Origin of the sequence: Streptomyces sp. NPDC087422, from assembly GCF_044744145.1 — a bacterium.
Lineage (GTDB): Bacteria > Actinomycetota > Actinomycetes > Streptomycetales > Streptomycetaceae > Actinacidiphila.
In genome coordinates this window covers 111,129-131,913 of record NZ_JBIUXT010000011.1, presented here as the reverse complement: position 1 = coordinate 131,913, position 20,785 = coordinate 111,129, and the positions used below count along the sequence as shown (strand labels likewise).

Annotated in this window: 14 protein-coding genes, 1 tRNA gene and 1 pseudogene; 11 read left to right on the top strand and 5 right to left on the bottom strand. The window is 68.1% G+C overall.

Features of this window, described 5'->3' with window-relative positions; genetic code table 11:
• Window positions 1–193: hypothetical protein (locus ACIO6U_RS29325; RefSeq protein ID WP_401723659.1), on the bottom strand; the 193-nt coding region annotated here is incomplete at its 3' end.
• A 19-nt stretch (window positions 194–212) separates the two neighbouring features.
• Between ACIO6U_RS29325 and ACIO6U_RS29320 the strand changes: the two genes are divergently transcribed.
• The 4 genes from ACIO6U_RS29320 to ACIO6U_RS29305 all read left to right on the top strand — a co-directional run bounded on the left by ACIO6U_RS29320 (window position 213) and on the right by ACIO6U_RS29305 (window position 10,162).
• Window positions 213–7,232, top strand: coding sequence for a hypothetical protein (locus tag ACIO6U_RS29320; protein ID WP_401723656.1), 7,020 nt, complete (start codon window positions 213–215; stop codon window positions 7,230–7,232).
• A gap of 383 nt (window positions 7,233–7,615) precedes the next feature.
• Entirely contained in the window at window positions 7,616–8,500 is an 885-nt protein-coding gene (locus tag ACIO6U_RS29315; protein ID WP_401723654.1) for an RICIN domain-containing protein, read from the top strand.
• Between the two features lie 670 nt (window positions 8,501–9,170).
• On the top strand, window positions 9,171–9,539 hold the full coding sequence (locus ACIO6U_RS29310; protein WP_401723651.1) for a hypothetical protein: 369 nt from the start codon (window positions 9,171–9,173) through the stop codon (window positions 9,537–9,539).
• Window positions 9,540–9,733: 194 nt separating this feature from the next.
• Window positions 9,734–10,162: a hypothetical protein gene (locus ACIO6U_RS29305; protein ID WP_401723648.1), complete on the top strand. Its 429-nt coding sequence runs from the start codon at window positions 9,734–9,736 to the stop codon at window positions 10,160–10,162.
• Between the two features lie 276 nt (window positions 10,163–10,438).
• On the opposite strand, the gene ACIO6U_RS29300 is transcribed toward ACIO6U_RS29305, so the two are convergent.
• Window positions 10,439–10,714: a hypothetical protein gene (locus ACIO6U_RS29300; RefSeq protein ID WP_391044514.1), complete on the bottom strand. Its 276-nt coding sequence runs from the start codon at window positions 10,712–10,714 to the stop codon at window positions 10,439–10,441.
• A gap of 537 nt (window positions 10,715–11,251) precedes the next feature.
• Between ACIO6U_RS29300 and ACIO6U_RS29295 the strand changes: the two genes are divergently transcribed.
• Window positions 11,252–11,728, top strand: coding sequence for a SigE family RNA polymerase sigma factor (locus ACIO6U_RS29295; protein WP_355344230.1), 477 nt, complete (start codon window positions 11,252–11,254; stop codon window positions 11,726–11,728).
• A complete protein-coding gene (locus ACIO6U_RS29290) occupies window positions 11,728–12,504 on the top strand; it encodes a hypothetical protein (protein ID WP_401723644.1) in 777 nt (258 codons plus the stop codon). Before ACIO6U_RS29295 ends, ACIO6U_RS29290 begins: the two co-directional genes overlap by 1 nt.
• Before the next feature lie 330 nt (window positions 12,505–12,834).
• Here the strand turns inward: ACIO6U_RS29290 and ACIO6U_RS29285 are convergent.
• A tRNA-OTHER gene (locus tag ACIO6U_RS29285) sits at window positions 12,835–12,922 on the bottom strand.
• An 89-nt stretch (window positions 12,923–13,011) separates the two neighbouring features.
• Between ACIO6U_RS29285 and ACIO6U_RS29280 the strand changes: the two genes are divergently transcribed.
• Window positions 13,012–13,950, top strand: a complete 939-nt coding sequence (locus tag ACIO6U_RS29280) for a phosphotransferase (RefSeq protein ID WP_401723641.1) — start codon at window positions 13,012–13,014, stop codon at window positions 13,948–13,950.
• A 10-nt stretch (window positions 13,951–13,960) separates the two neighbouring features.
• Here the strand turns inward: ACIO6U_RS29280 and ACIO6U_RS29275 are convergent, their stop codons facing one another.
• The gene (locus ACIO6U_RS29275; RefSeq protein WP_401723638.1) at window positions 13,961–15,211 is read right to left on the bottom strand and encodes a hypothetical protein; all 1,251 of its coding nucleotides are present in this window, start codon (window positions 15,209–15,211) and stop codon (window positions 13,961–13,963) included.
• Between the two features lie 382 nt (window positions 15,212–15,593).
• Here ACIO6U_RS29275 and ACIO6U_RS29270 point away from each other — a divergent pair, with 382 nt between their 5' ends.
• The 4 genes and pseudogenes from ACIO6U_RS29270 to ACIO6U_RS29255 all read left to right on the top strand — a co-directional run bounded on the left by ACIO6U_RS29270 (window position 15,594) and on the right by ACIO6U_RS29255 (window position 19,816).
• Complete coding sequence (locus ACIO6U_RS29270; RefSeq protein ID WP_391044817.1) at window positions 15,594–16,103, top strand: bifunctional DNA primase/polymerase; 510 nt, start codon at window positions 15,594–15,596, stop codon at window positions 16,101–16,103.
• Window positions 16,093–16,383, top strand: a complete 291-nt coding sequence (locus tag ACIO6U_RS29265; protein ID WP_401723635.1) for a hypothetical protein — start codon at window positions 16,093–16,095, stop codon at window positions 16,381–16,383. Before ACIO6U_RS29270 ends, ACIO6U_RS29265 begins: the two co-directional genes overlap by 11 nt.
• A 984-nt stretch (window positions 16,384–17,367) precedes the next feature.
• Window positions 17,368–18,675 carry a hypothetical protein gene (locus ACIO6U_RS29260; RefSeq protein WP_401306330.1) on the top strand — a complete coding sequence of 436 codons (1,308 nt, stop codon included), beginning with the start codon at window positions 17,368–17,370 and terminating at the stop codon, window positions 18,673–18,675.
• 217 nt (window positions 18,676–18,892) lie between these two features.
• Window positions 18,893–19,816 (top strand): annotated as a pseudogene (locus tag ACIO6U_RS29255) (transposase family protein).
• A gap of 258 nt (window positions 19,817–20,074) precedes the next feature.
• Here ACIO6U_RS29255 and ACIO6U_RS29250 read toward each other — a convergent pair.
• A complete protein-coding gene (locus tag ACIO6U_RS29250) occupies window positions 20,075–20,314 on the bottom strand; it encodes a hypothetical protein (protein ID WP_401723632.1) in 240 nt (79 codons plus the stop codon).
• Window positions 20,315–20,785: the final 471 nt, after the last annotated feature.

Here is a 20,785-nt window from a genome sequence, read left to right as displayed (position 1 = left end):
TGGGTGGTCCGGGTGAGAATCCGTTCCCCGCGCCGGAGTCGAAGCCGCAGGGTTCCGGCGGGTCGCAGTTGCACTCCGACCCGATGGCGAATCCCGGTCGGACGCTGGGCGGCGCGAAGCCCGCGCCGGATTCGGGCTGGAAGGAGCCGGGTCGGGGCGGATCGTCCGGGACGTCATCCGGGACGTCGTCCAAGCCTGTCAGCTCCGATCCGATGGAGAATCCGGGACACCGCCTGGGCGGCGGCATCCCGGACCCGAACGGCCTGTGGAAGCCGCCCGGTTCAGGCAACCGGGGCGACGGCTCGCACGAGGCCGGACCGAAGCTGCCGCCCGCGCCGAAGCAGCCGACGCGCAAGGGTCCCGGTTACGACGGTCCTGCGACGCTCGACGACGTACCGGGCGGGCGGTCGAACTCCGGCAACGGGAGTTCGGGCGACGGCCCCGGCAATCTGCGTCCGAACCAGGGCAACAGCAGCCACACGCAGATCGAGACCGCGCCGCCGCCGCACGAGCCCGGTTCCGGTAAGGACTCCGGTTCCGGGAACGGCAGTCGGCCCGACGGCGGCCAGACCGTACCGCCGGTCGGCAAGGAACCCCCGGCCGCCGCACCGCACACGAAGGAGGCCCCGCCGACCACGGTGGCCCCCGAGCCCAAGTCGCCCGCGCCCTCCGGCAAGGAGGGCAAGCAGCCTCAGAACGGCAAGTCGACGTCGGAGACCACCACCGAGCCCGCCCCCGCCTCGTCGGACAAGGGCAAGGGCAAGGAGCCTGCGACGGACGAGGGCAAAGGCAAGGGCAAAGACCCTGCCGCGGACGGAGGTAAGGGCAAGGAGCCCGCGACGGATGAGGGCAAGGGCAAGGGCAAGGAGCCCGCGTCGGAGGAGGCACCCCCCTCGGAGCACGTGCCGCCGGGCGAACAGCCGCATGAGCAGGAGGGGTCGGGCCACGGTCCCGGTCTGAGCGAATTCGACAAGGTGATCCTGGCGCACGAGATCAACCGCGAATTGCACCGGCTCGATCCACGCCGACCTCCGGTCCGCCCCGGGGACGTGGACGAGCTGCACGCCCAACTGCCCCACTGGCGGCAGCGCATGCCGTTGCGGCCACGCGGTGAGGCGATCGCGCAGACGATGGTGACGGGCAAGCCGCTGTCGCTCCCCGGCGGGTCCTCGCATTCGGGTTCGGGAGGATATTCCAGGACGTCCGTCTTCACCGACCCGAGGGAGCAGAGCAGGCCGCCGGTCTCGTCCTCCGGGCGCCGGTCGAGCCGGCGGTCCTATCCTTCCCCCGGGTCGGTCCAGCGGCCTGGCCTGCTGTCCTACCCCTCCTCCGGGCTCGGCCGCCGACCGATCGCGCCGCCCGCCCCCGCGCCGAGGAGGCAGCCCAGCAGCTCCGGGTCGCGCGGGCAGTCGTACGCCCCGCCGCCGTCGGGATCGAGCCGACAGCCGTACCCGCCGCCGTCGGGATCGAGCCGACAGCCGTACCCGCCGCCGAGTTCGAGCCGACCGCGCACCCCCGTCTCTGACATCGGGGACGTGGAGATGATGGACGCGCCGCCCCCGGAGCACGCCCCCTTCTACGCGCCGACCGCGACGGTCCGGCCCCACGGCATCTCCGACAGGCATTGGCACGACATCCTGGAGGCCCAGCGGATCTCCGATCGATGGCACACCGACTACTACCGGCGAATGGGCCTTCAAGAGGAGGCGATCCGCCAGAACCTGCGGAATCAGGGAATTCCGGTCTCTCCGCACGACACATTGCCGTTCGAGCCGCTGCCGCGCGAGATCGAGTTGTTGAACTTCGGTCATGAGGTCTTCGCCGACGTACGCCGCATTCTCCACGGGGGCCAGTCGAATCAGGCGTCCTCGGTCGCGGCGACGGGCGGGGCGCTCCAGATTCGCCTTTCCCTGGCCCGGCAGGTCGCTCCCCGGGAGCAGCCCAGAAATACCATGGAACAACTGGGGCAGAGCGCGGCCACGGCATCCATCACCGGCACGGGCAACTGCGGTGAGCACGCGGCCTTGACCTACACGCTCGTGAACCGGCACAGGCTGCCCGACGGCATGCGGATCTGGTACGTGCCTCTGAATCTGCACCGGGGTGAACGCGGCGACAACCCCGTCGCCCCGTACACCGACCATGTGTTCATCGCGGTCGGTTATCCCGAGCGGCCCCGTAACATCGTCATGCTCGACCCGTGGGAGGTGAACGCGACTCCGATCTTCGCCGGGGATCCCGCTTTCCGCTTCCCGTTCCTGGTCGGTCCGCGCAATGCGCCGTCGATCAACCCGCGGGCCGTTCTTCTGCCGAATGACGGAATCGACTACCTGGCCATCGGCCATCGTCAGATCGGGCACGAAGTCCACGACATCATGGATTTCACCGGTACGCCTCTCCCCGCCAGCCAGTACCAGGGGGTGTACAACATGTATCAGGACTTCGCCATGCCGTCGCCCGTCCGGAACATGTATCCGGCCGGCCCCGCGTGGGACGCCTATTTCGCGCACCGGCACCCCCAGCAGCCCGGCTTGATCCGGCCGGGCGGTCCGTCGGGTCAGCCGTCGGGGCTGATCCGGCCGGGTGGTCCGTCGGGTCAGCCGTCCGGCCTGATCCGGCCGAGCGGTTCGTCGAGCCGGCCGAGCAGCTCTTCGGGTCGGCCGAGCAGCTCTTCGGGTCGGCCGAGCAGCTCTTCGGGTCGACCGGCCGGGCCGTCGAGGCAGCCGAGCGGCATGTCGCGTCAGCCCAGCGGTTCTTCGCGTCGGCCCAGCGGCTCATCGCGCCAGCCTGGCGGCTCTTCGGGTCAGCCCAGCGGTTCTTCACGGCGGCCGAGCGGCTCGTCGCGTCGGCCGAGCATGCCGTGGGACCAGCCGGGCGGCCCGGCCCGTACGGTGGGCGGTTCGCCGGACACGGGGATCGATCCGATCCGGGAGCAGTGGGGCATCGGGCGGGTGGTCACGCTGGCGGAGCCGCGCTCCGGCACGGGTCTGGTGCGCGGTCCTGCCCCGGAGGCCGGTCCGCGTACGACCGGTCGACCTGGTGAGTTCGCGGTGTTCGACCTGCCGCTGCCTCCGGCCGACACGCCGTCGTCGTCACGGCCGTTGGGGTACGAGGTCGATCCGGGTGGCTGGATCAGGCTGCCGGACGGCAGCGTGCTGTCGCCCGGCGGCTGGGTCAGCTTCGGGGACGACTTCATCCACACCCCCACGGGCGCGATCATGCACGGCGACAGCGGCTGGATCGGCGAGGTCGGCAACATCGAGCAGATCGCCGAGACCTGGCACCACTTCGACCCGTCGGCGGCCCCACACCTGCCGGTGCCCTCCGGCGACGGCCTGCACATGGTGCCGGTACACCCCGGCGACCAGGCCGTGCACATCCCGCTGCGGCCCCGTACCGACTCGGAGACGCAGGCGGCGGCCCCGATCGCGCACCCCAGCTCCGGGACGCCGCGGCCCCGTGGCCCCGTGCCGACCGGCACATCGGGCACGGCGGGCACGGCGGGCACGGCGGGCACATCGTGTTCACCGGGTCCGTCCGCCAAGGGCAAGGAGCCCGCGACGGAGGGGACTTCCGGCTGGGACGAGACGCCCGCGGCGGCCTGGGCGCCCGTCGTCCGGCCGATGGCGCCGACGCCGTCCGCCGTGCCGTCGCCTCCCGCGCAGGGGACGTCCGGCCACGGTTCCGACCTGAGTGAATTCGATCAGGTGGTCCTGGCCCAGGACATCAACACGGAGCTGCACCGGCTGGACGCGACGCATCCGCCGGTGACAGTGGCCGATGTGCCGGAGCTGCACGCGCAGTTGCCCGACTGGCGGCAGCGTATGCCGCTGCGGCCGCGTGGCCAGGCCATCGCGCAGATGATCGTGACCGGTCGTCCGATGTCGCTCCCGGGCGGGTCATCGTCGTACTCGGGTTCGGGAGGGTATTCCAGGACTACGGTCTACACCGATCCGAGGGAGGAGAGCAGGCCGCCGGTGTCGTCTTCCGGTCGCCGGTCGAGCCGCCGGTCCTATCCCTCCTCCGGGTCGGTCCGGCGGACGGGCGTCTTGTCCTACCCCTCCTCCGGGTTCACCCGCCGACCGAGCAGGGAGTCCTCCTTCGCCGAGCCGAGCAGGCAGCAGTACCCCTCGTCGGGGTCGAGCAGGCAGCAGTATCCGCCGTCGGCGGGATCGAGTCGGCAGCCGTACCCGCCCACCGCCGGATCGAGTCGGCAGCCGTACCCGCCGTCCGCCGGATCGAGCAGGCAGCCGTATCCGCCCACCGCAGGGTCGAGTCGGCAGCCGTATCCGCCGTCCGCGGGGCCCAGTCGGCCGCCTGCGCGCTCCTTCGAGCCGGAGGACGTGGAGATGGCGGACGCGCCGCCCTCGCCCCGCCTGCCGAGCTGGCAGCCCGCCCCCTTCTACGTACCGACCGCGACGGCTCCGCCGCCCGGCATGGCGCCCGAGCAGTGGTTCGCCATCGAGCGGCTCAACCGTCAGTCCGTGCAGTGGCACACCAACTACTACGCGCAGCGGGACGCGGCCGAGGCGGCGAGTCGCGGCGGACGGCGGGTGGGGATGGGCGACCCCCTTCCGCCCGACATGCTCCCGTCGGAGCCTTTGCAGAACGAGCTGTGGCTGATGGACCTCGGCCATGAGATCTTCGCCGGGGTACGCGAGATCCTGCACGGGGGCCAGTCGAATCAGGCGTCCTCGGTCGCGGCGACGGGCGGGGCGCTCCTGGTGCGCAACCACCTGGCCCGTCAGGTGCCCCGCGTCCAACCCCGCAATATCCAGGAGTCGTTGGGGCAGAGCGCGGCCCAGGCGTCGCTGGTCAACACCGGCAACTGCGGTGAGCACGCGGCCCTGACCTACGTCCTCCTGAACCGGAGGCAGCTGCCCCCGGGGATGCGGATCTGGCACGTGCCGCTCAACCTCCACCCGGGCGAACACCCGTTGCACGCCATCGCGCCGTACACCGACCACGTGTTCATCGCGGTCGGCTATCCCGAGCGGCCTCGCAACATCGTCCTGCTCGACCCGTGGGAGGTGAACGCGACTCCGATCTTCGCCGGAGACCCCGCGTTCCCCTTCCCGTTCCTGGTCGGTCCGCGCAACGCGCCGTCGATCACCCCGAGGGCCGTTCCGCTCCCGCACGACGGGGTGGACTACCTGAACGTCGGTCTCAGCCAGATCGACACGGGCGCGATCCTCAACATCATGGACTTCACGGGCACGCCCGTCGCGGCCAGTCAGTACGAGGGCTTGTACAACATGTACCAGGACCTCGCGATGCCGTCGCCCGTCCGGAACATGTATCCGCCCGGGCACGCTTGGGACGTCTACTTCGCGCACCGGCACCCTCGAATTCCGGGCTCGACCCGGCCGATTGGCGGTTCGTCAGGTCGGCCGGGAAGCTCGTCGGGCCGCCCGGGGAGTTCGTCGCGGCGGCCGAGCGTGTCCTTGAGCCAGCCGGGCGGGCTGTCGCGCCGGTCCAGCGTGTCCTCGGGGCGGCCGAGCGGACTGTCACGGCAGCCGAGCGGTATGTCGGGCCAGCCCAGCGGGTCTTCGAGTCGGCCCAGCGGGTCTTGGGACCGTCCGGGCGGGTCGTCGGGTCGACCGAGTGGGTCGTCGAGCCGACCGAGCGGGTCGTCGAGCCGACCGAGCGGGTCGTCGGGTCGGCCGGGAAGTTCGGCGGGGCGGCCGAGCGGCTCGTGGGATCTGCCGGGCAACCGGTGGGGAGCACGGGGCGGTTCGCCGGACGTGGGGATCGATCCGATCCGGGAGCAGTGGGGCATCGGGCGGGTGGTCACGCTGATGGAGCCGCGCTCCGACACGGGTCTGGTGCGGGTTCCCGCTCCTGCTGCGGGTCCGCGTACGGCCGACAGGCCCGGCGAGTTCGCGGTGTTCGACCTGCCGCTGCCTCCGGCCGACACGCCGTCGTCGTCACGGCCGTTGGGGTACGAGGTCGATCCGGGCGGCTGGATCAGGCTCCCGGACGGCACGGTCCTGTCTCCGGGTGGCTGGGTCAGCTTCGGGGACGACTTCATCCACACGCCGACCGGCATGATCATGTACGGGGACAGCGGCTGGATCGGCGAGGTCGGGAACATCGAGCAGGTCGCCGAGGTATGGGACGAGCTCGATCCGTCCGCGACCGCGTACGTGCCGGTGCTCTCCGGCGACGGCCTGCACATGGTGCCGGCCCTGCCGGGGGACGAGGCGGTCCACGTTCCCGTGACGCCTCGTACCGGCACCTCTTTCGCGGCGCCGCGCGTGCGGGCGGGCGCGGACGTTCCGCCGGGGAAGGGCAAGGAGCCTGCTACGGATCAGGCCCCGGCGGCGGGCGAGGTCCCTGTCACGTACGAGGCTCCTGTCACGGAGCAGGCGCCCGTGTCCCGTCCGGTACCGGACGAAGCCGTGGTACCGGCGGTACCGGCGATGCCCGTGGCCGTACGTCCGTCGCTCGCCGCCCCCGAACTCCCGTCCCCCGCACGCTCGCAGGAGGACCGGCTGGCCGAGCGCGGGCTGGCGCCGCTGTACATCCTCGACCAAGGGGACGCGGTGACACACGCGTTGACCGCCGTCGCGCCCGTGGAGAGCGGACGGCTCGTGGGGCACGGACGGCCCGCCGGGTCGCAGGAGTTGCGGGACACCCTGGCCGACGCGCTCGTGACCGACGCGCAACGGCCGCCGGGGGAGCGGCGGTTGTGGCCGCCGCTCACGGGCCTGACCGCCCCCGGACGGACGGCGCCGCTCGTCGGCTCCGAGGAAGCGGCCGTCGAAGCCGTACGTACGGGGACCGGTTCCGATGACGCGGACTGGCTCGTGCTCGCGGTGGCCGCACCCGTGCTCGGGCTCCGGGTCACCGTACTGACGCCGGACGGTACCCCCTGGACGACAGGACCGGACGACGGCCGCCCCGTCCTGCTCTTCCAGCAGGCGGACCCCGCTCCGTACACCGCGCGGTGGGCGGCGACCGAGCCCGTCGGCGGCGTACCGGAGCAGCGGCCCGTACCGCCCGTATCGCCGCTGTCGGCACCGGAGTTGGCCCCGGCTCCAGCCCCTGCCCCGGCGTCCTCTGCGCCCGACCGGCACGTAGCGGCCACCGTCCCGTCCTCGCCGCCGTCCGCGCCGCTGCGACTCGGCTTCGGTACGGCCGGTGGCCCGCGGCACCGGGCCGCCTCCGGCGGGGAACCGGCGCCCGAGGTCTTCTTCGGCTCCGAACCGCGCCCGGCCACGAGGCGGTGAGGGCGAGAGCGCCGATCGCCCCGGACACCTCGGCGGATCCGGTGCCCGCACCGGCACCGGATCCGCGAGAGGAACCGCCGTAGCGGGGTGCGCGCGCCGTGTGATATTCGTGGTGCGCAAGGGGAGTGGGGGACTCCGGTCACCAAGCGGTACGGGCACCGCCGCGCACGGCACGCGGCCGGTGGACGCCGCACCGGGCCGGGCGGCGCCGTCCCGCCGGTCCTTCTGCTCATTCCGTGCCCATTCCGTGCCCATCCGGTTTCGGGGGCGGCCGTTGGCCTCGGTCCTGGTGCTTGACTGGCCGGGTGTGACCTGAGGGCCTTCATGTGCGTCTGAGCGATGGGCATCTCTTTGTTGGACTCTTGGCGAGTGGGGAACGGGCGTTGAGCGACACCGATCAGGACGAGGCGAAGCGGCGGCGGCGGGCACGGTTCGTCGAGGTGCTCACGAGCAGTGCCCGTCAGCCGGGGGAGCGTTCCCGGCTGGGCTCCAGGGTCGCGGGCGCCACGGCCGTACTGGCGCTCGCCGCGGGCGCCACCATGGGGATCGGCGCCTGGCGCGGCCACCAGGCCGACCAGGACGCGAAGGAGCTCACGGCCGCGCAGACCAAGGCGGCCGACCGGCTCGCCCACCTCCCCACCGGCTCCGTCAGCCCGACCGCGAAGAAGCCGACGCCGAAGCCGTCGCACTCCGCCACGCCCAAGGCGCCGGTCCACACCACCCACTCGCCGACGCCTTCGCCGAAGCGGTCCGAGAAGGCGACCGCCACTCCCACGCCGACCATCGCCGTCTACCCCTCCACCGCGCTGCTTCTGAACGCCGCGACGGCGCTGTGCGCCGACATCCCCTACTTCGGCGCGGGCAAGGTCGGCGGGTCCGTCAACACCCACAAGTGCGACGGCACCAGCAACGACAACCAGATCTGGAACATGCGCGTCCAGCCCGTCGGCAAGGGCCCCGGCGGCACCGACCTCGTCCTCTTCGTCAACGCCAAGGACGATCTCTGCCTCGACATGCCCAACCGCGGCCCCCAGCCCGTCGGCACCACCCTCAACGAGGCCAACTGCGACGGCACCCTCGCCGACAACCAGCTCTGGTGGCTCGAACCCGTCGGCAACAGCGCCGTCCACATCCGCAGCTTCATCAGCGGCAACCTCTGCATCCGCCCCGGCAACGTCAGCCCCGGCGGCTCCGACCGCCGCCTCATGATCGCCACCTGCGGCACCAACGACGAGTCCCGCTGGTTCCTCTACCCCGTCTCCTCCTGACCCCGCCGCCCGCCCCTCCCTCGCCAACGCGTGAACGCACTCCGGTGAGGTGCACAACTGGTGCGGTCCCCGTCAGCCTTCGCCGAATCCAATCGCGGCGGTGAGCGTGAACAGATAGCATCCGCGCTGCCGAGGGGGGTGCGTATGACATTGGTGAAAAAGGGATCACGACGGATCGTGGTCGACGGCGTGACCTACCGGTGGCGGCTGCGGCGCAGGCCGACGTACGACCAGCTCCTCGGCTGGGCGCCTTGCACATACGCGGTCGAACGCGCTGATCGGTCCGGCGCAGTTCTCACCGTCAGAACAGATCAACCGCACATGCGGAACGCGGTCCATTCGGCGGGCAGCCCGGTGCTCCCATCAGATGTCGCCTCCGCTGTGCGCGCTGCCCTCACACGTGGCTGGGCACCCGAGAACCCCGGTCCCCTGTTCCGTCTCGACCAGTCGAAAGCCTTCTCCCCTTGGCCTGGATAGACGTTCACCGACCCGTCGTGACCGGCGATCACTGGCAAACGGCCGCCGCGGTCCGCCGCATCCGGCCGCACATACGCAAAGCCCCCGACCTCACCGCTGACGCTGCTGGCAGGGTGAGCCGGTGTGCCTGACCAGGGTCAAACGGGTGGCGGAGCTGCGGAGTTCACAGCCGATACGACCTTGGCCGCGTTGCGTGAGGCGTGCGCGTCGGCCGGCCTGGACCTGGGAAGCCTCCACCGGGCGGCTGCTGAACACCGCCCTGGATATGCAGTCCGGCGCCACCCACGTGGATGCAACTGCCTACACCTATGACCCGGCCGGGCAGATCACGTCCATCGGCGACGTAAAGGACGGCGGCGGCACCGTGAAAACCGACACGCAGTGCTTCACCTACGACTACCTCCAGCGTCTGACGCAGGCGTGGAAAGCACGGCTGCCGTTGATTACGGCGGCGTCCAAGCCGTCGACGGCGCCAAAACCCTCGGGGATGGCCTCAACCAAGCCTTCGACGAAGCCCACGAATCAGGTATGCAGCCGCCCAGTGAAATGGCCCGGAGCATGAGAATTGTATTCACGAGAAGGTAAATTTACGGACGAGGTGACCGGGGCGGAAACTTGGCATGAGGCCAAATCCGGTAAATTTTTGGGACATGGCACAGGCGGACATTCCGGATCATTGCCTGAAGGCATTATCTCGTGGCTCGAAAGAAGGGCATTCCGTGGCAGATGATCCCGAAGGAGAGCGGCTAATAAAGTATGAGTAGAGAATCGTCGATCGATTTTACCTTTGAAGGCCCGTTGGATATTAAGGGAGTCATCCGTGGTTTGCGAGAGGCTGGGGTAGAATTTGATCGTGAGGGTATTTCGTATTTTGTAAATGCCGGGGATGATCTGTACGATTGGATCCGGGCTGACTCCGCCGATCTGGATGCAGTGCTGTGCCTAATCGAGAATTCATGGATCTCCGGATCGGTGAGTGGAGTTGCCGTAGGGATTCGAAATTCTGAAAGCGGTGGAGACCTGCTGTTCTTCCCGGGGCATTCTCGGGTGACTTTCTCGGCAAGTGTGAACAAGAGGCTCATTTCGGAGTCCTCTAAGTTCGCCGATCTGGGCTGGTACTGTAAGTTTTTCATTCCGATTCTTGAGCCATTCGGCCTCGTTGCGGTAAATTCCTCCGATTTTTAAGAATACATCCTAGTCCCGCCGCGAGGTTGTCTTCGTTGCGTTTCTGGTTCATTTCAGATAAGCGAAGCTTTCGTCAGGCGGGCGTCGTCCAGGCCAGCCGGACTGCTCACGACCCGAGCCCGGTCCTCCTCGAGGTACGCCACCCGCAAGTCGACCGCCCGCCACATCGCATCCACGAGCCACGGATCATCCGTCGTCGCCGTCACGCCGCTCTGCCCCCAGCTATCCGTCCGTCACCTGCGGTCCAACGACCTACCGACCTCGGATCCGAGACCGTCACGACGACGGCGTACGGTCCACCTCGGTCACACGAACCGACCGGATATCGGCGATCTTCCCGTTCTGGATCTTGACGTCCAGCGGCGCGGCGTCGCCCGTCTTGGACTTGCCCGCCCCGAGCTTGTCAGCCGTGATCCCCGTGTTCCCCAGGTGGTCACCGTCGGCGTCCAGGAACTCCAACTGCGCGAAGCAGTCCGCCGCACCGGCCCCGTGGTTCGTCACCGTGTAGTGCACGACGTACGCGTGCGGCCCCCACACCGGGTCGTCCTCCACCCCGGCCTTCGTGATCCGTACGTCCGCCTTCGCGCTGGGGGCGGCTTGGGTGGTCGGCGCGCTGGACGAAGTCGAGGGCGCCGTCGGAGGGGGACGAGCCTTTGCCCGCGGCGTCCGACGAGCCGGACGAGGAGCACCCGGTCAGGGCTGCCATCGCAAGGGTGGCAGCCCCGGCAAGAAACGAGCGGGACGGAGCACGCAGACCTCCATTAAGCGGATGCGTAGACACAGAAGGCAACCGTCGAACCGACGTCCTGTGATCGGTTTGCCTCGGGGGCACCCCGAACGAGGCTGCGCCTCCTGGGCGTTGACTCACAGCTTTTGACTAATTCCGCAAAAGGTACGAATGCTCATCGCAGGCCTGTCCGGTGGAAGCAGGCGCCACAGCACCTCGGCGTCGACCGTGATCGATGCGCAGCCCGTGGCGTGCAGCCCGGTCGCCCATGAGGAGAAAACAGCCGTAAGTCCGGCGCACCGCAACTGCAACGCGGGGGCCATGACGTCTCGTCTACTAGATGTTCGACGAGGAGGAGCTGCGTGGAGTTCGAGGAGTTCGCCCGCACGGAATGGGCTGCGCTGCGGCGTACGGCGTTCTGGCTGTGCGGCGACTGGCACACCGCCGAGGATCTGGTGCAGGCAACGTTTATCAAGGTGTACGTCCGCTGGTGGACGCTACGCCGGGCCGCCCGAGCCAACGCTTTCGCACGTACAACACTGACCCGCACCTGGATCGACTGGCAACGCAAAGGATCAGCAGGGGAACTCCCCGCCGAAGACTTTGCCGACCAGCTCCTCGACGACACCGACATAGCACTGCGTCAGACGCTGCTGACCGCACTGCAATCACTGCCCGCGATACAGCGCGCCGTCGTGGTGCTGCGGTACTGGGAGGACATGCCGGTGGACGAGGTCGCACGAATCGTGAACCGCAAACCCGCCACCGTCCGATCGGACGCGACGCGAGGCCTGGCCGCGCTGCGGGAAACGCTGGGGGAGAAAGGAACCGTCAGGTGATGAACGAGAATGACGTGAAGAACGCGATGCGGCAGGCCCTGAACGCCGAGCCCGACGACGGACCGGACATGGAGGAGATCATCCGGGGAGGCAGGAAGCAGCGGCGCGCGATCGTACGACAGGTCGCGCTGGGCACCGCGGTCCTGGCCGTTGCGGGGCTCGGCGTGGGATACAGCCTGACGCACGCCCAAGCAGGCTCGAAGGATCAGAGCGTGACAACGGATCTGGCGGGTCAGGCCCGAACCCCCTCGCTCCCGCCCCACGACAACAGCCGCGCCAACCTCGACAAGGCACACGCCGATTTGCGCGCGGCGCTGGTCGGCCGCTTGCCGGCGGGAATGACACTCGAAGACGGCTCCGGGCCAAGTGACTTCAACTTGGTGCGCTCCGATGGAACGGTGACAGAACTGGGGACGCTGGTCGGGCTGCAGAACCTCGCAGGCGCGAAGAACCCGTGCACCGATTCCCAGATCAACAGCAACTGCCAGCCCGTCTCGCTGGCGGACGGCTCCCAGGGCTGGGCCTGGGAAGCGGCCGCTCAACAGGACGGGTACACCGTGACAGTGCGGGTATACACCCAAGACGGTCAGGCATGGGGTCTGTCCAACGGCGCCACGGCGGTGAATCCCAAAACGCTGTCCCTGGAGAAGGGCCAGCCTCTTACCGCTGCCCAACTGATTTCCCTCGTCTCCGACCCCGAGGTGATGGCCGCCCTCAAGGAGGTCCCGACCGACCAGATCACCCCCACGCAGGCCGGACAGCCCTACCACCTGTAACAACTCAAGTCATGCGCAAACGCCCCAACGCCGCTTGCGTTTTCGAGGGCTCTCGCGGCATCGGGGCAGGTCATGGGCGGTTGCCCCAAGGAAGTGGCAGCCGGGCGGGCCGCCCCGTCCGAGCGGCCCCGAGCGCCGGCCGTGCGCCCCGTCCACTTCGACGTGCGAGGCCGCTGACCAGCGCAAAAATGGGGGAGTGGCGGTTGGCACCGGCTCTGGGAGGCCCGAGCGGCCCCGAAAAGAGCAACGGCCCAAAGACCGTGTGCGTTTTGGCAGGTACAAGAAAGGCTCTGACCGGCATTTCTGCTGGTCAGAGCCTTGTTTCCGGAGTGCCCCCGGCAGGATTCGAACCTGCGCACACGGCTCCGGAGGCCAGCGAGGCCGTTGCCCGTTGCGGGGCGTTGAGCTGAGCGGGAGCCGTGGCTGTCGCTTGCCGTGGGGAAGATCATCACGTCCCTATGACGTGAGGGCCTGTAGGGGTCCCCGTACACCCGTATCGTCAGTCGCATGGTGTCTGGTGCGGCTGGCGACGGTCAAACAGGTAGTGGAGCTGTGGAGTTCACGGCCGAGACGACCCTCGCCGTGTTGCGTGAGGCATGCGCGTCGGTCTGCCTGGACTCGACCGGTGCCCGGTTGCTGAGGCTCGGCTCCAACGCGGTGTACGCCCTTGCCGACCGGCCGGTGATCGTACGTATCGCTGCCGATCCCGATGCGCTGGCAGAGATGGAGCGTGCCGTACGGGTAGCCCGATGGCTGGGTGCGGAGGACTTCCCGGCGAACCGCGTGCTGGCGGGGGTGTCGCAGCCAGCGGTGGTCGACGGGCGTGTGGTCACGTTCTGGGAAAGCGTCCAGGACGCGGAAGAGTACGCGACCGTGACCGAGCTGGCCGACCTGTTGAAGCGGCTTCACTGGTTGGAGGAGCCGGAGTCGCTGGGGCTGCCGTACTTCGATCCGATGGCGAAGGTGCGGGCCTCGCTGAATGGTCTCGGTGACGGCGTCCACCCGGAAGACGCGGCGTTTCTCGCTGAGTTGGCTGACCAGTTGGAGAAGGATTACGGCCGGCTCGACTTCGTTCTGCCCTTCGGCCTGATCCACGGCGACGCGAACATCGGCAACGTGCTCCGCGCCCGCTCCGGGCAGGCGGTCCTGATCGACCTCGACGGCTTCGCGTTGGCACCGCGTGAGTGGGACCTGATCCTCACCGCGATTTACTACGACCGGTACGGGTGGCACACGCGGGAGCAGTACGAGTCCTTCGTCCACCACTACGGCTTCGACGTCATGAACTGGCCCGGCTACCCGCTCCTCGCCGACCTGCGCGAGCTGATGATGACGCTCTGGATGGGTGGGAAGGCCGCGGTCGAGCCGAGGGCAGCCGAGGAGTTCGCCCGCCGTGTGAAAGCGATCCGCACAGGCGCCACACGCCGTGATTGGCGTCCCTTCTGACTACGCACTCCTACGCACTTTCGCGGCCGGTCGCCAGCCATAGCCGGTGGTCTGCCGCCTGTTCGTGCAGCTCACGCACAGCGGTGGTCGTGCCATGCGGGGTCAGCGCGGCACGAAACTCGCGTAGGTAACTGACGCACCGGGCGGACCGTAGCTGCTCGCCCAGGTCCAGCGCGTCCAGGGCCACCCGGCACGCCTCCTCGACGTCGCCCGCCCGGAGATGCGCGTCGGTGAGCACCATCGTCACGAAGAAGTCCGACCGTACGTGGCTGCCGCTCATCGCGTTCCCGGCGTGCTCGACGGCCTGGCGGGCGCTGTTGACGTCGCGGAAGCAGTGCGCGGCCTCGGCGGCGAGTTCGGCGTCATCGAAATAGGTGATCCACTCCGGCTCGTCGCCGGAGTTGCGGCGGTCCAGGAAGCGCGCCGCCGCGGTGAGGGCTTGTTCGCAGCCGCGCTTGTCGCCGGTCCGGGCCAGGGCCCGTGCCTCCATTGCGTGGAACTGCGCCATGAGCGTGGGCGCGGCCACGCCCGAGATGCCCATACGTGCCGCACGGGCAAGTGTCGCCGCCTCCGTATGGCGGCCGAGGAACGTGGCCTGGTGGCTCATCGCCGACAGGATGCTGCCCGCGAGCCGGCGGTCGCCGCCGTCCTGTGCGAAGCGAAGCGCTTGCAGGAAATACCGCTGAGCGAGTCCGTGGAGGCAGGCGTCGTACGACATCCACCCGGCAAGGAGCGTCGCTTCGGCGACCGTGGAGAACAGTGCGCGACCAACGCCCTCGGTGTACCGGCCGCCGAGCAGCGGCGCTACATCGCGGCTGAGGTACTGGATCACCGCATGCCGGGCGTGCTCGCCCCCAAACTGGTCGTCCAGCGAGGCGAACGTATCGCTGGTGGCTTTCACCATGGCCACGTCCGCCAGCCCAACGCGCGAACCCGCACGGTCGGCGGCCTGCGTCGGCGCCGGCTCCGGTGCGACCAACCACCGTAACGACGCGTCGCTCCAGGCATGTTCGGACGGCTCTGAGGTCAACAGCGGTTCGTAGCCGTTGAGATCGGCTCGCCACAGTCGGTCGACGGCCGAGACCGCCGCGTCCGGCGTCGGCGGATAACGCGCTTCGAGGAGTTGGGGCTCACCGTCGACCGCGCTCGGCCGGAGCCCCAATTCGGTTCCGGTGACGCCGAGCGCATCGCAAAGGAGCGGACCGTAGAAGTCGTCGGGCTGGCTGTGCCCGTTCTCCCAACTCGCAATGCGGCGCTTCACGCTGGCATCCGTAGGAAGTGCGCTTCCACGCTGGTGCGCAGCCCGACGCAGCTCGTTGACGAGCCTCAGTTGGCCCCATCCTCGTTGCTTTCGCGCTGCCCGGATCTGGGCGCCGTCTCCGCCGATCACGTATCCCACCCGGCCTCTTCGCTGCGTCGCGCGATTAGTGGCTGACTCATCACCTTACGTGATCGATGCGTTACGCGCTTGATCTCGCCGCAGACTGAGGGACCGGCGGGGGGACGGCGGATGACGCGTACTGCTCCTGCTCGTCACCTCACGTCATCTGTCGTCATCTGCCCAGCTCAGGGGGCGCGGTTCGAGGCTGGTCGTGGTGGCGGACAGTCCGCGGCCGGACGCTTTGGGGTGATGGCGCGTGCAGATGATGACACGCCGCGGAATCGAATGGCTGAGTTTGGCGTCGGAGGACCCGACGCAGTGCCGGATGATGTGGCTCGACGAGCCGCGACAGCCCCAACTCGTCGCCACCGGAGCGCTTTTCGATGTCCTGGCCGTCGATCAACAGACGGGGATGGAGACGTTCGACCAGCTCCGGCGCCGTGGAATGCCGGTCGGCGCGGTGATGGTCGACCGCGGCGCGAGCCGAATGGGCTTCTTCCTCCCGCCCGAGTCCGGCCCGCGCTTCGCGGACTCCCTGTCCCGCGAGACCTCGACCCCGCCCGACTACCGCATCCTCAGCGAGGGTTCGTACGTCGTCGTCCCCGGCCCGATGGCCCTGACCGGCGACCGCTTCGAGTGGCTGAACGCACCCACCCACTCCCAGCACGGCTCGCCGCTGCAAACCGTCGCCCTGGCCGTGATGCTCGCCGCCTCCGCCAAACTTCTCGCCCGCGCTGAAAAGTACGGCCAGGAGACAGCCGATGCCGAGTGACGGGCGACAGGAGCGTGACGCGGCCCTCTGGTCGCCGATCGACAGCCACGAGTGGTACGCGGCCCGCGATGCCGTGACTTCCCTCCGCCGCGTGCTGGTCGCCCTTGGCATGGAACGGGACTTCCCCTTCCTCCGCGCCGACATGAACGCCTTCGGCCACGGCTTCATCGACCTCGGCCGCATCTCCCCAGAAACCGCCGAACGCCTCGCCGAACTCCTCCGCCTCGGCATCGCGACCGTCCGCACCCCCGCACCGGACAGCGAGGAGACCCCAAAATGACCAACCCAAGCGGCGTCTGCGCCAGCCGAGCCGAATCTCTCGACCCGGGCGTGCCTACGTCCAAGGCTGGGCTGAGAGCAATCGCGCCGCTGGGGTCCTGGCCGAACAACTCCGCTCGGCGCCCTCGCGGACTTCCCCACCACCCTGAAGTCCGACGTCAACGTCTTCGGGGAGAGCGCGATTTGCCTGGCACGATCGTCTCGAGACCGCCGGACGCCTCGCTGGCCTTGCTCACTGTTGGCCTCCGGTCGAGCAACTGGACGAGTGGTCCAAAGAAGACGGCCTCGACTCGGGCGGCACCGCGTGGCGTATTGGCATCCCGCAGAGGCGTCGCTGACATGCGTAACTCGCGGTCTGGCCAAGCCGTGCGGCGGCTGCTTCAGGGCGGGACCGGCACCCGAGCGCCGCAGCCCAACCGGAAGCAGCACAGTAATTCTGGTGGTGCCTATGACTGTCGCTAGTTTGGAAGGCGAATGTGGCGGCTCCGTGCTGGCCTCGTACGGCCCCCTACGGGGCTTCCGGGGCGTCCGCCCGCTTACTCGTGATTTCCCCCTGGCGTGCACCTCAGACGGACCCGCTACCCGTCCTCGTAGTTCACTACGGACGCCCGTACCCAGAGTTGGCTTGCGACATCACTTCTTCGGGCCCGCTCGACCTCCACGATCGCACAGGGATTCTGGCGGAACGCCGTGTGTGCCGACATCACGCTGTCGTCGGGAAGAGATGTTCGATGGCGCGCTCGGATCGTCTCGATCGGCCGCCAGGACGGGAGGGTACTACCTTCGCCCGCATCATCCCCGACGCCATCCGCACCCTTGCCTGAGCGACACTCGCCTGTTGCGAACTAGACTAATGATGTGGCCTGTCCCACGTGTGCGCTGACGCTGCTGACCGATCCTAGGACTGGCCTGGTCTCTGCCAAGCGTTCAGCTGACGTCCAGAGTGCTTCTCTTGTAACATCGAGCGGGCGCTTAGGAGGGGTTGATGAACTTCTGGCACGATCTCGGCTTTGGCAGCAACCCTTATGTTGTCAAGCCGCTTCCGTCGAGCGCGGACGGCCGAGAATTGCTCGTCGGACGCGACATGGAACTGAGGGCATTACTGCGACGGATCGAAGAAGGAGATACTCACGTCGTTCTTGAGGGCCCTAATGGTGTCGGCAAAACAAGCCTAGTTGCTGTTGCGGCCTGGGTGGCGACTGAGCGATTCCTGGACAGGAAGACGCCTCAGCTTTACGTCTCACTGCCCGAGCCTCTGCAAATCAAGGAAGATGCTTCAGAATTTATCAGTGATTGCTACTTCGCAATTGCGCGAGCCTTTCTTGATTACGAGGATGTCTTGAGGCGGGCCGACCGCAAGGTGCCGCGGACGAAAGACGTCAAGGCGTGGCTTGATTCCCCCGTGCTCAAGGGGCGTGGTTTCAACTTGTCGTCACCATTTGGTGGTGGTGGGGTATCTGGAAATACTGCGGCCAATAGTTCATCTGGGTTCTCTAACGCAGGCTTCAAAGCTACGATCCGTACCTGGTTGCGAGACGCCTTCCCTGAAGGAACCGGTGGTCTCGTCGGGGTCATCGATAATTTGGAGTTGCTAGAAACCAGTAACGCTGCCCGCCGTCTTCTAGAAGAGATCCGGGATCCCGTTTTGCAGTTGGGTGGCATGCGCTGGGTACTGTGCGGGGCGCGGGGGATCGCGCGAAGCGTTGCGGCTACGCCGCGACTAAATGGAGTGCTCTCTGAGCCCATCGAGATCACACCTGTCGCAGACGAGTACATGCCGGCCTTGATTGAAACGCGACTAAGTCATTACTCGGTCAAGGGTGGCAGCAAGGCCCCGGTTTCGGCGGCATCTTTTGGGCATGTGTACGAAGTCACCCATAAGAATCTGCGTGATTCTCTCCGGCACGCCCAAAGCTTCTCTCAAGATTATGAGTCAGGGTTCTTTCTGTCGAAATCTGAGCTTGAGATTGCTGAGGCGTTTACAGGGTGGATTGAGAGTCTGGCGATTAAGCATGAGGCTAGCGCGAGACTACAACCACGACCGCGAAAGCTGCTTGAAGACCTAGCTGTGTTCGGGGGGACATGCTCCCCTAGCGATCATGACCAATTCGGTTTCAATGATCGTGCGCATATGCGCAAAAACGTGGTGGAGCTTGAACGGTACGGTTTGGTTACCAGCAGCAAAGATGATGATGACCAGCGACGGCGTTCAATCGAAATTACGTCGAAGGGTTGGCTAGTTCACTATGCGCGCTCTCAAGGACTGAGTGCGCCGACCATTCCGGGTGTGTAGATGGCTTATAAGGTCGGAGGAGCGGGTTTGGGTGGGAGTTGGCATGGGGCGAGAGATGGGGCCCGTAAGCTTGCCGCGACTCGGGCAGGCTCTGGTCCTGCCCGCTATGGCCCGATGTTGGCCCCGTTCTTCGAGGATCGCCCCATGGGGGCTGTCTTACGAGTTGGTGCGTGATAGCGGGTGAGGTGTCGTGCCAGGTGAATGACATGATCCCGCTGTGGCGATCACGGTCAATCGGGCGGTGCTGGCGCTTAGGCTATTCACGGGGCTCTCGCGGCATCATCTTGCGTACCTGGCCGTGGAGTTGGCGGTGCCGTGGCAGGCCGTGGTCGAGGGTCGTCGCCATGCTGCACGAGGCGGGGTCCGGAAGCGGGCCGCGGGTGCTGGCGGCCGCCAGCAGCTGGTGTTCGTCGACCGGCGGGTGGCGACGCTGATCCATCTGCGGCACGACCTGCCGCACTCGGTGCTGGAGCTGCTGTTCGGCGTCGACCGGTCCGCCGTTGCCCGGGCGATCGGAGAGATGCGCACGCTCCTGGCGGAGCGGGGGTGCGCAGTTCCCGACCGCCCCGGCCTGCGGCTTCGGACGCTGACGGATGTGTTCGCCTACGCCCGGGCCGAAGGCGTCGAGCTGCGTTTGGACGCCACCGAGGTTCAGGTCCGCCGGCCACCTGGCCGGCCGCGGCGGACGACGCGCGTTCGTCTCGGGCAAGAAGAAGCAGAACACAATGAAGGCCACCGCAATCGCCCACCGGCGGGGCCGCACGTTGTGGACCGATGCCCTGCGACCTGGCCGTATGCACGACGTCACGGCGGCCCGCACGAGGGTGTCGCTGTCTGCTTCCGGCACTTCCCCGACATCGAGGTCCTCCTGGACGACGGTTACCCGGGCCTGAGCCGCGACCACCGTGGGCAAGCGATCACCCCTCCGAGAAAACCCTGCCCGGGGGCACTGCCCGGCAGCGCGGACCAGTGGGAACGAGACCGCCACCGCCACCCGTACGTCCGAATCACCGTCGCACACGCCCTCGCCGACCACAAACGCTGGAAGCAGCTCCAGCGCTGGACCCAGCGCTGTGACCGCCTCCCCGACACCTACCGAGCCATCGCAGGCATGGTCTCCGACCGCAACATCACTGCTTGAGATCGGGCCATGAACAGGCCAAACACGCCTCACCCGCTATCACGCACCAACTCGTAAAGCTGCGGAGCCGACCCCTCAAGCGTCCTCCGGCCCCGTCTGAGTTTGGTCGTGTGGCTGGCTGCTGGCGTGCGACCGGCGGAGCCGGAGACGAAGCGGGGCGGAGACAGGAGCGGCGTCCCTTGCGGTGAGCCGGGGCCGCGCGGCGAGCGCGAGCGAGCCGCCTTGATGGAGTAGAGGAAGTTTGGACCTGGCGGTTGGTCAGCGGCCGTAGGAGAGTTCGAGGTCGTCGCCGGCGCGGTGGAACGCTTCGATGGCGAGGGGCTTGAACTCTGGGGTGTGGGTGACGTGGAGGATGGTCAGGAGGGGGACGCCTTCGGGGAGGCGGCGGGCTTGGGCCTGGTCGGGGAGAGACATCTGGGGGCGGAGGTATTCGGTGAAGTGGAGTTCGTGGCCGAGGTTGGCGAGCGCTGCGTAGAGGTTCGGCGGTGGCGGGGGCACCTCGGTTTCGTACTTCGTGCCGACCAGGGCGGAGAACGGTACGTAGGTGCGGTAGAGCTGGCGCAGGCCCGGTTGCGATCTCCAGCGCGTGGTATGTGTAGGGCGGTTCGCCCAGTGGGATACGCAGGAGGTCGACGAGGGCCAGGGTTGCATCGGTTCGCGTGGCGAGGGGCTCCTCGTGGGCCGGTCCGGGCGAGCCCAGCGGCGTGCAGCTCGGGATGCCCGTGCAGGTGCGGCTGAAGCGCGGCGGATTCTGGTTCGTCGTAAGGCTGTTGCCGGGCCAGGTGCCGGCCGACTTCGCCAAGGCGGCGCCCGCGCTGGCGGAGGCGTGGCAGGTGCACGGAGTACGGGCCACGCCATTGCGACCCGGGCATGTACGGATCGACGCCTCGTCGCAAGATCCGCTCACGGCACCGCGCGTACCGCAGCAGTGGGGGAGTGGCCGGCTGCTTCGGGTCGCGGTCGGAGTTT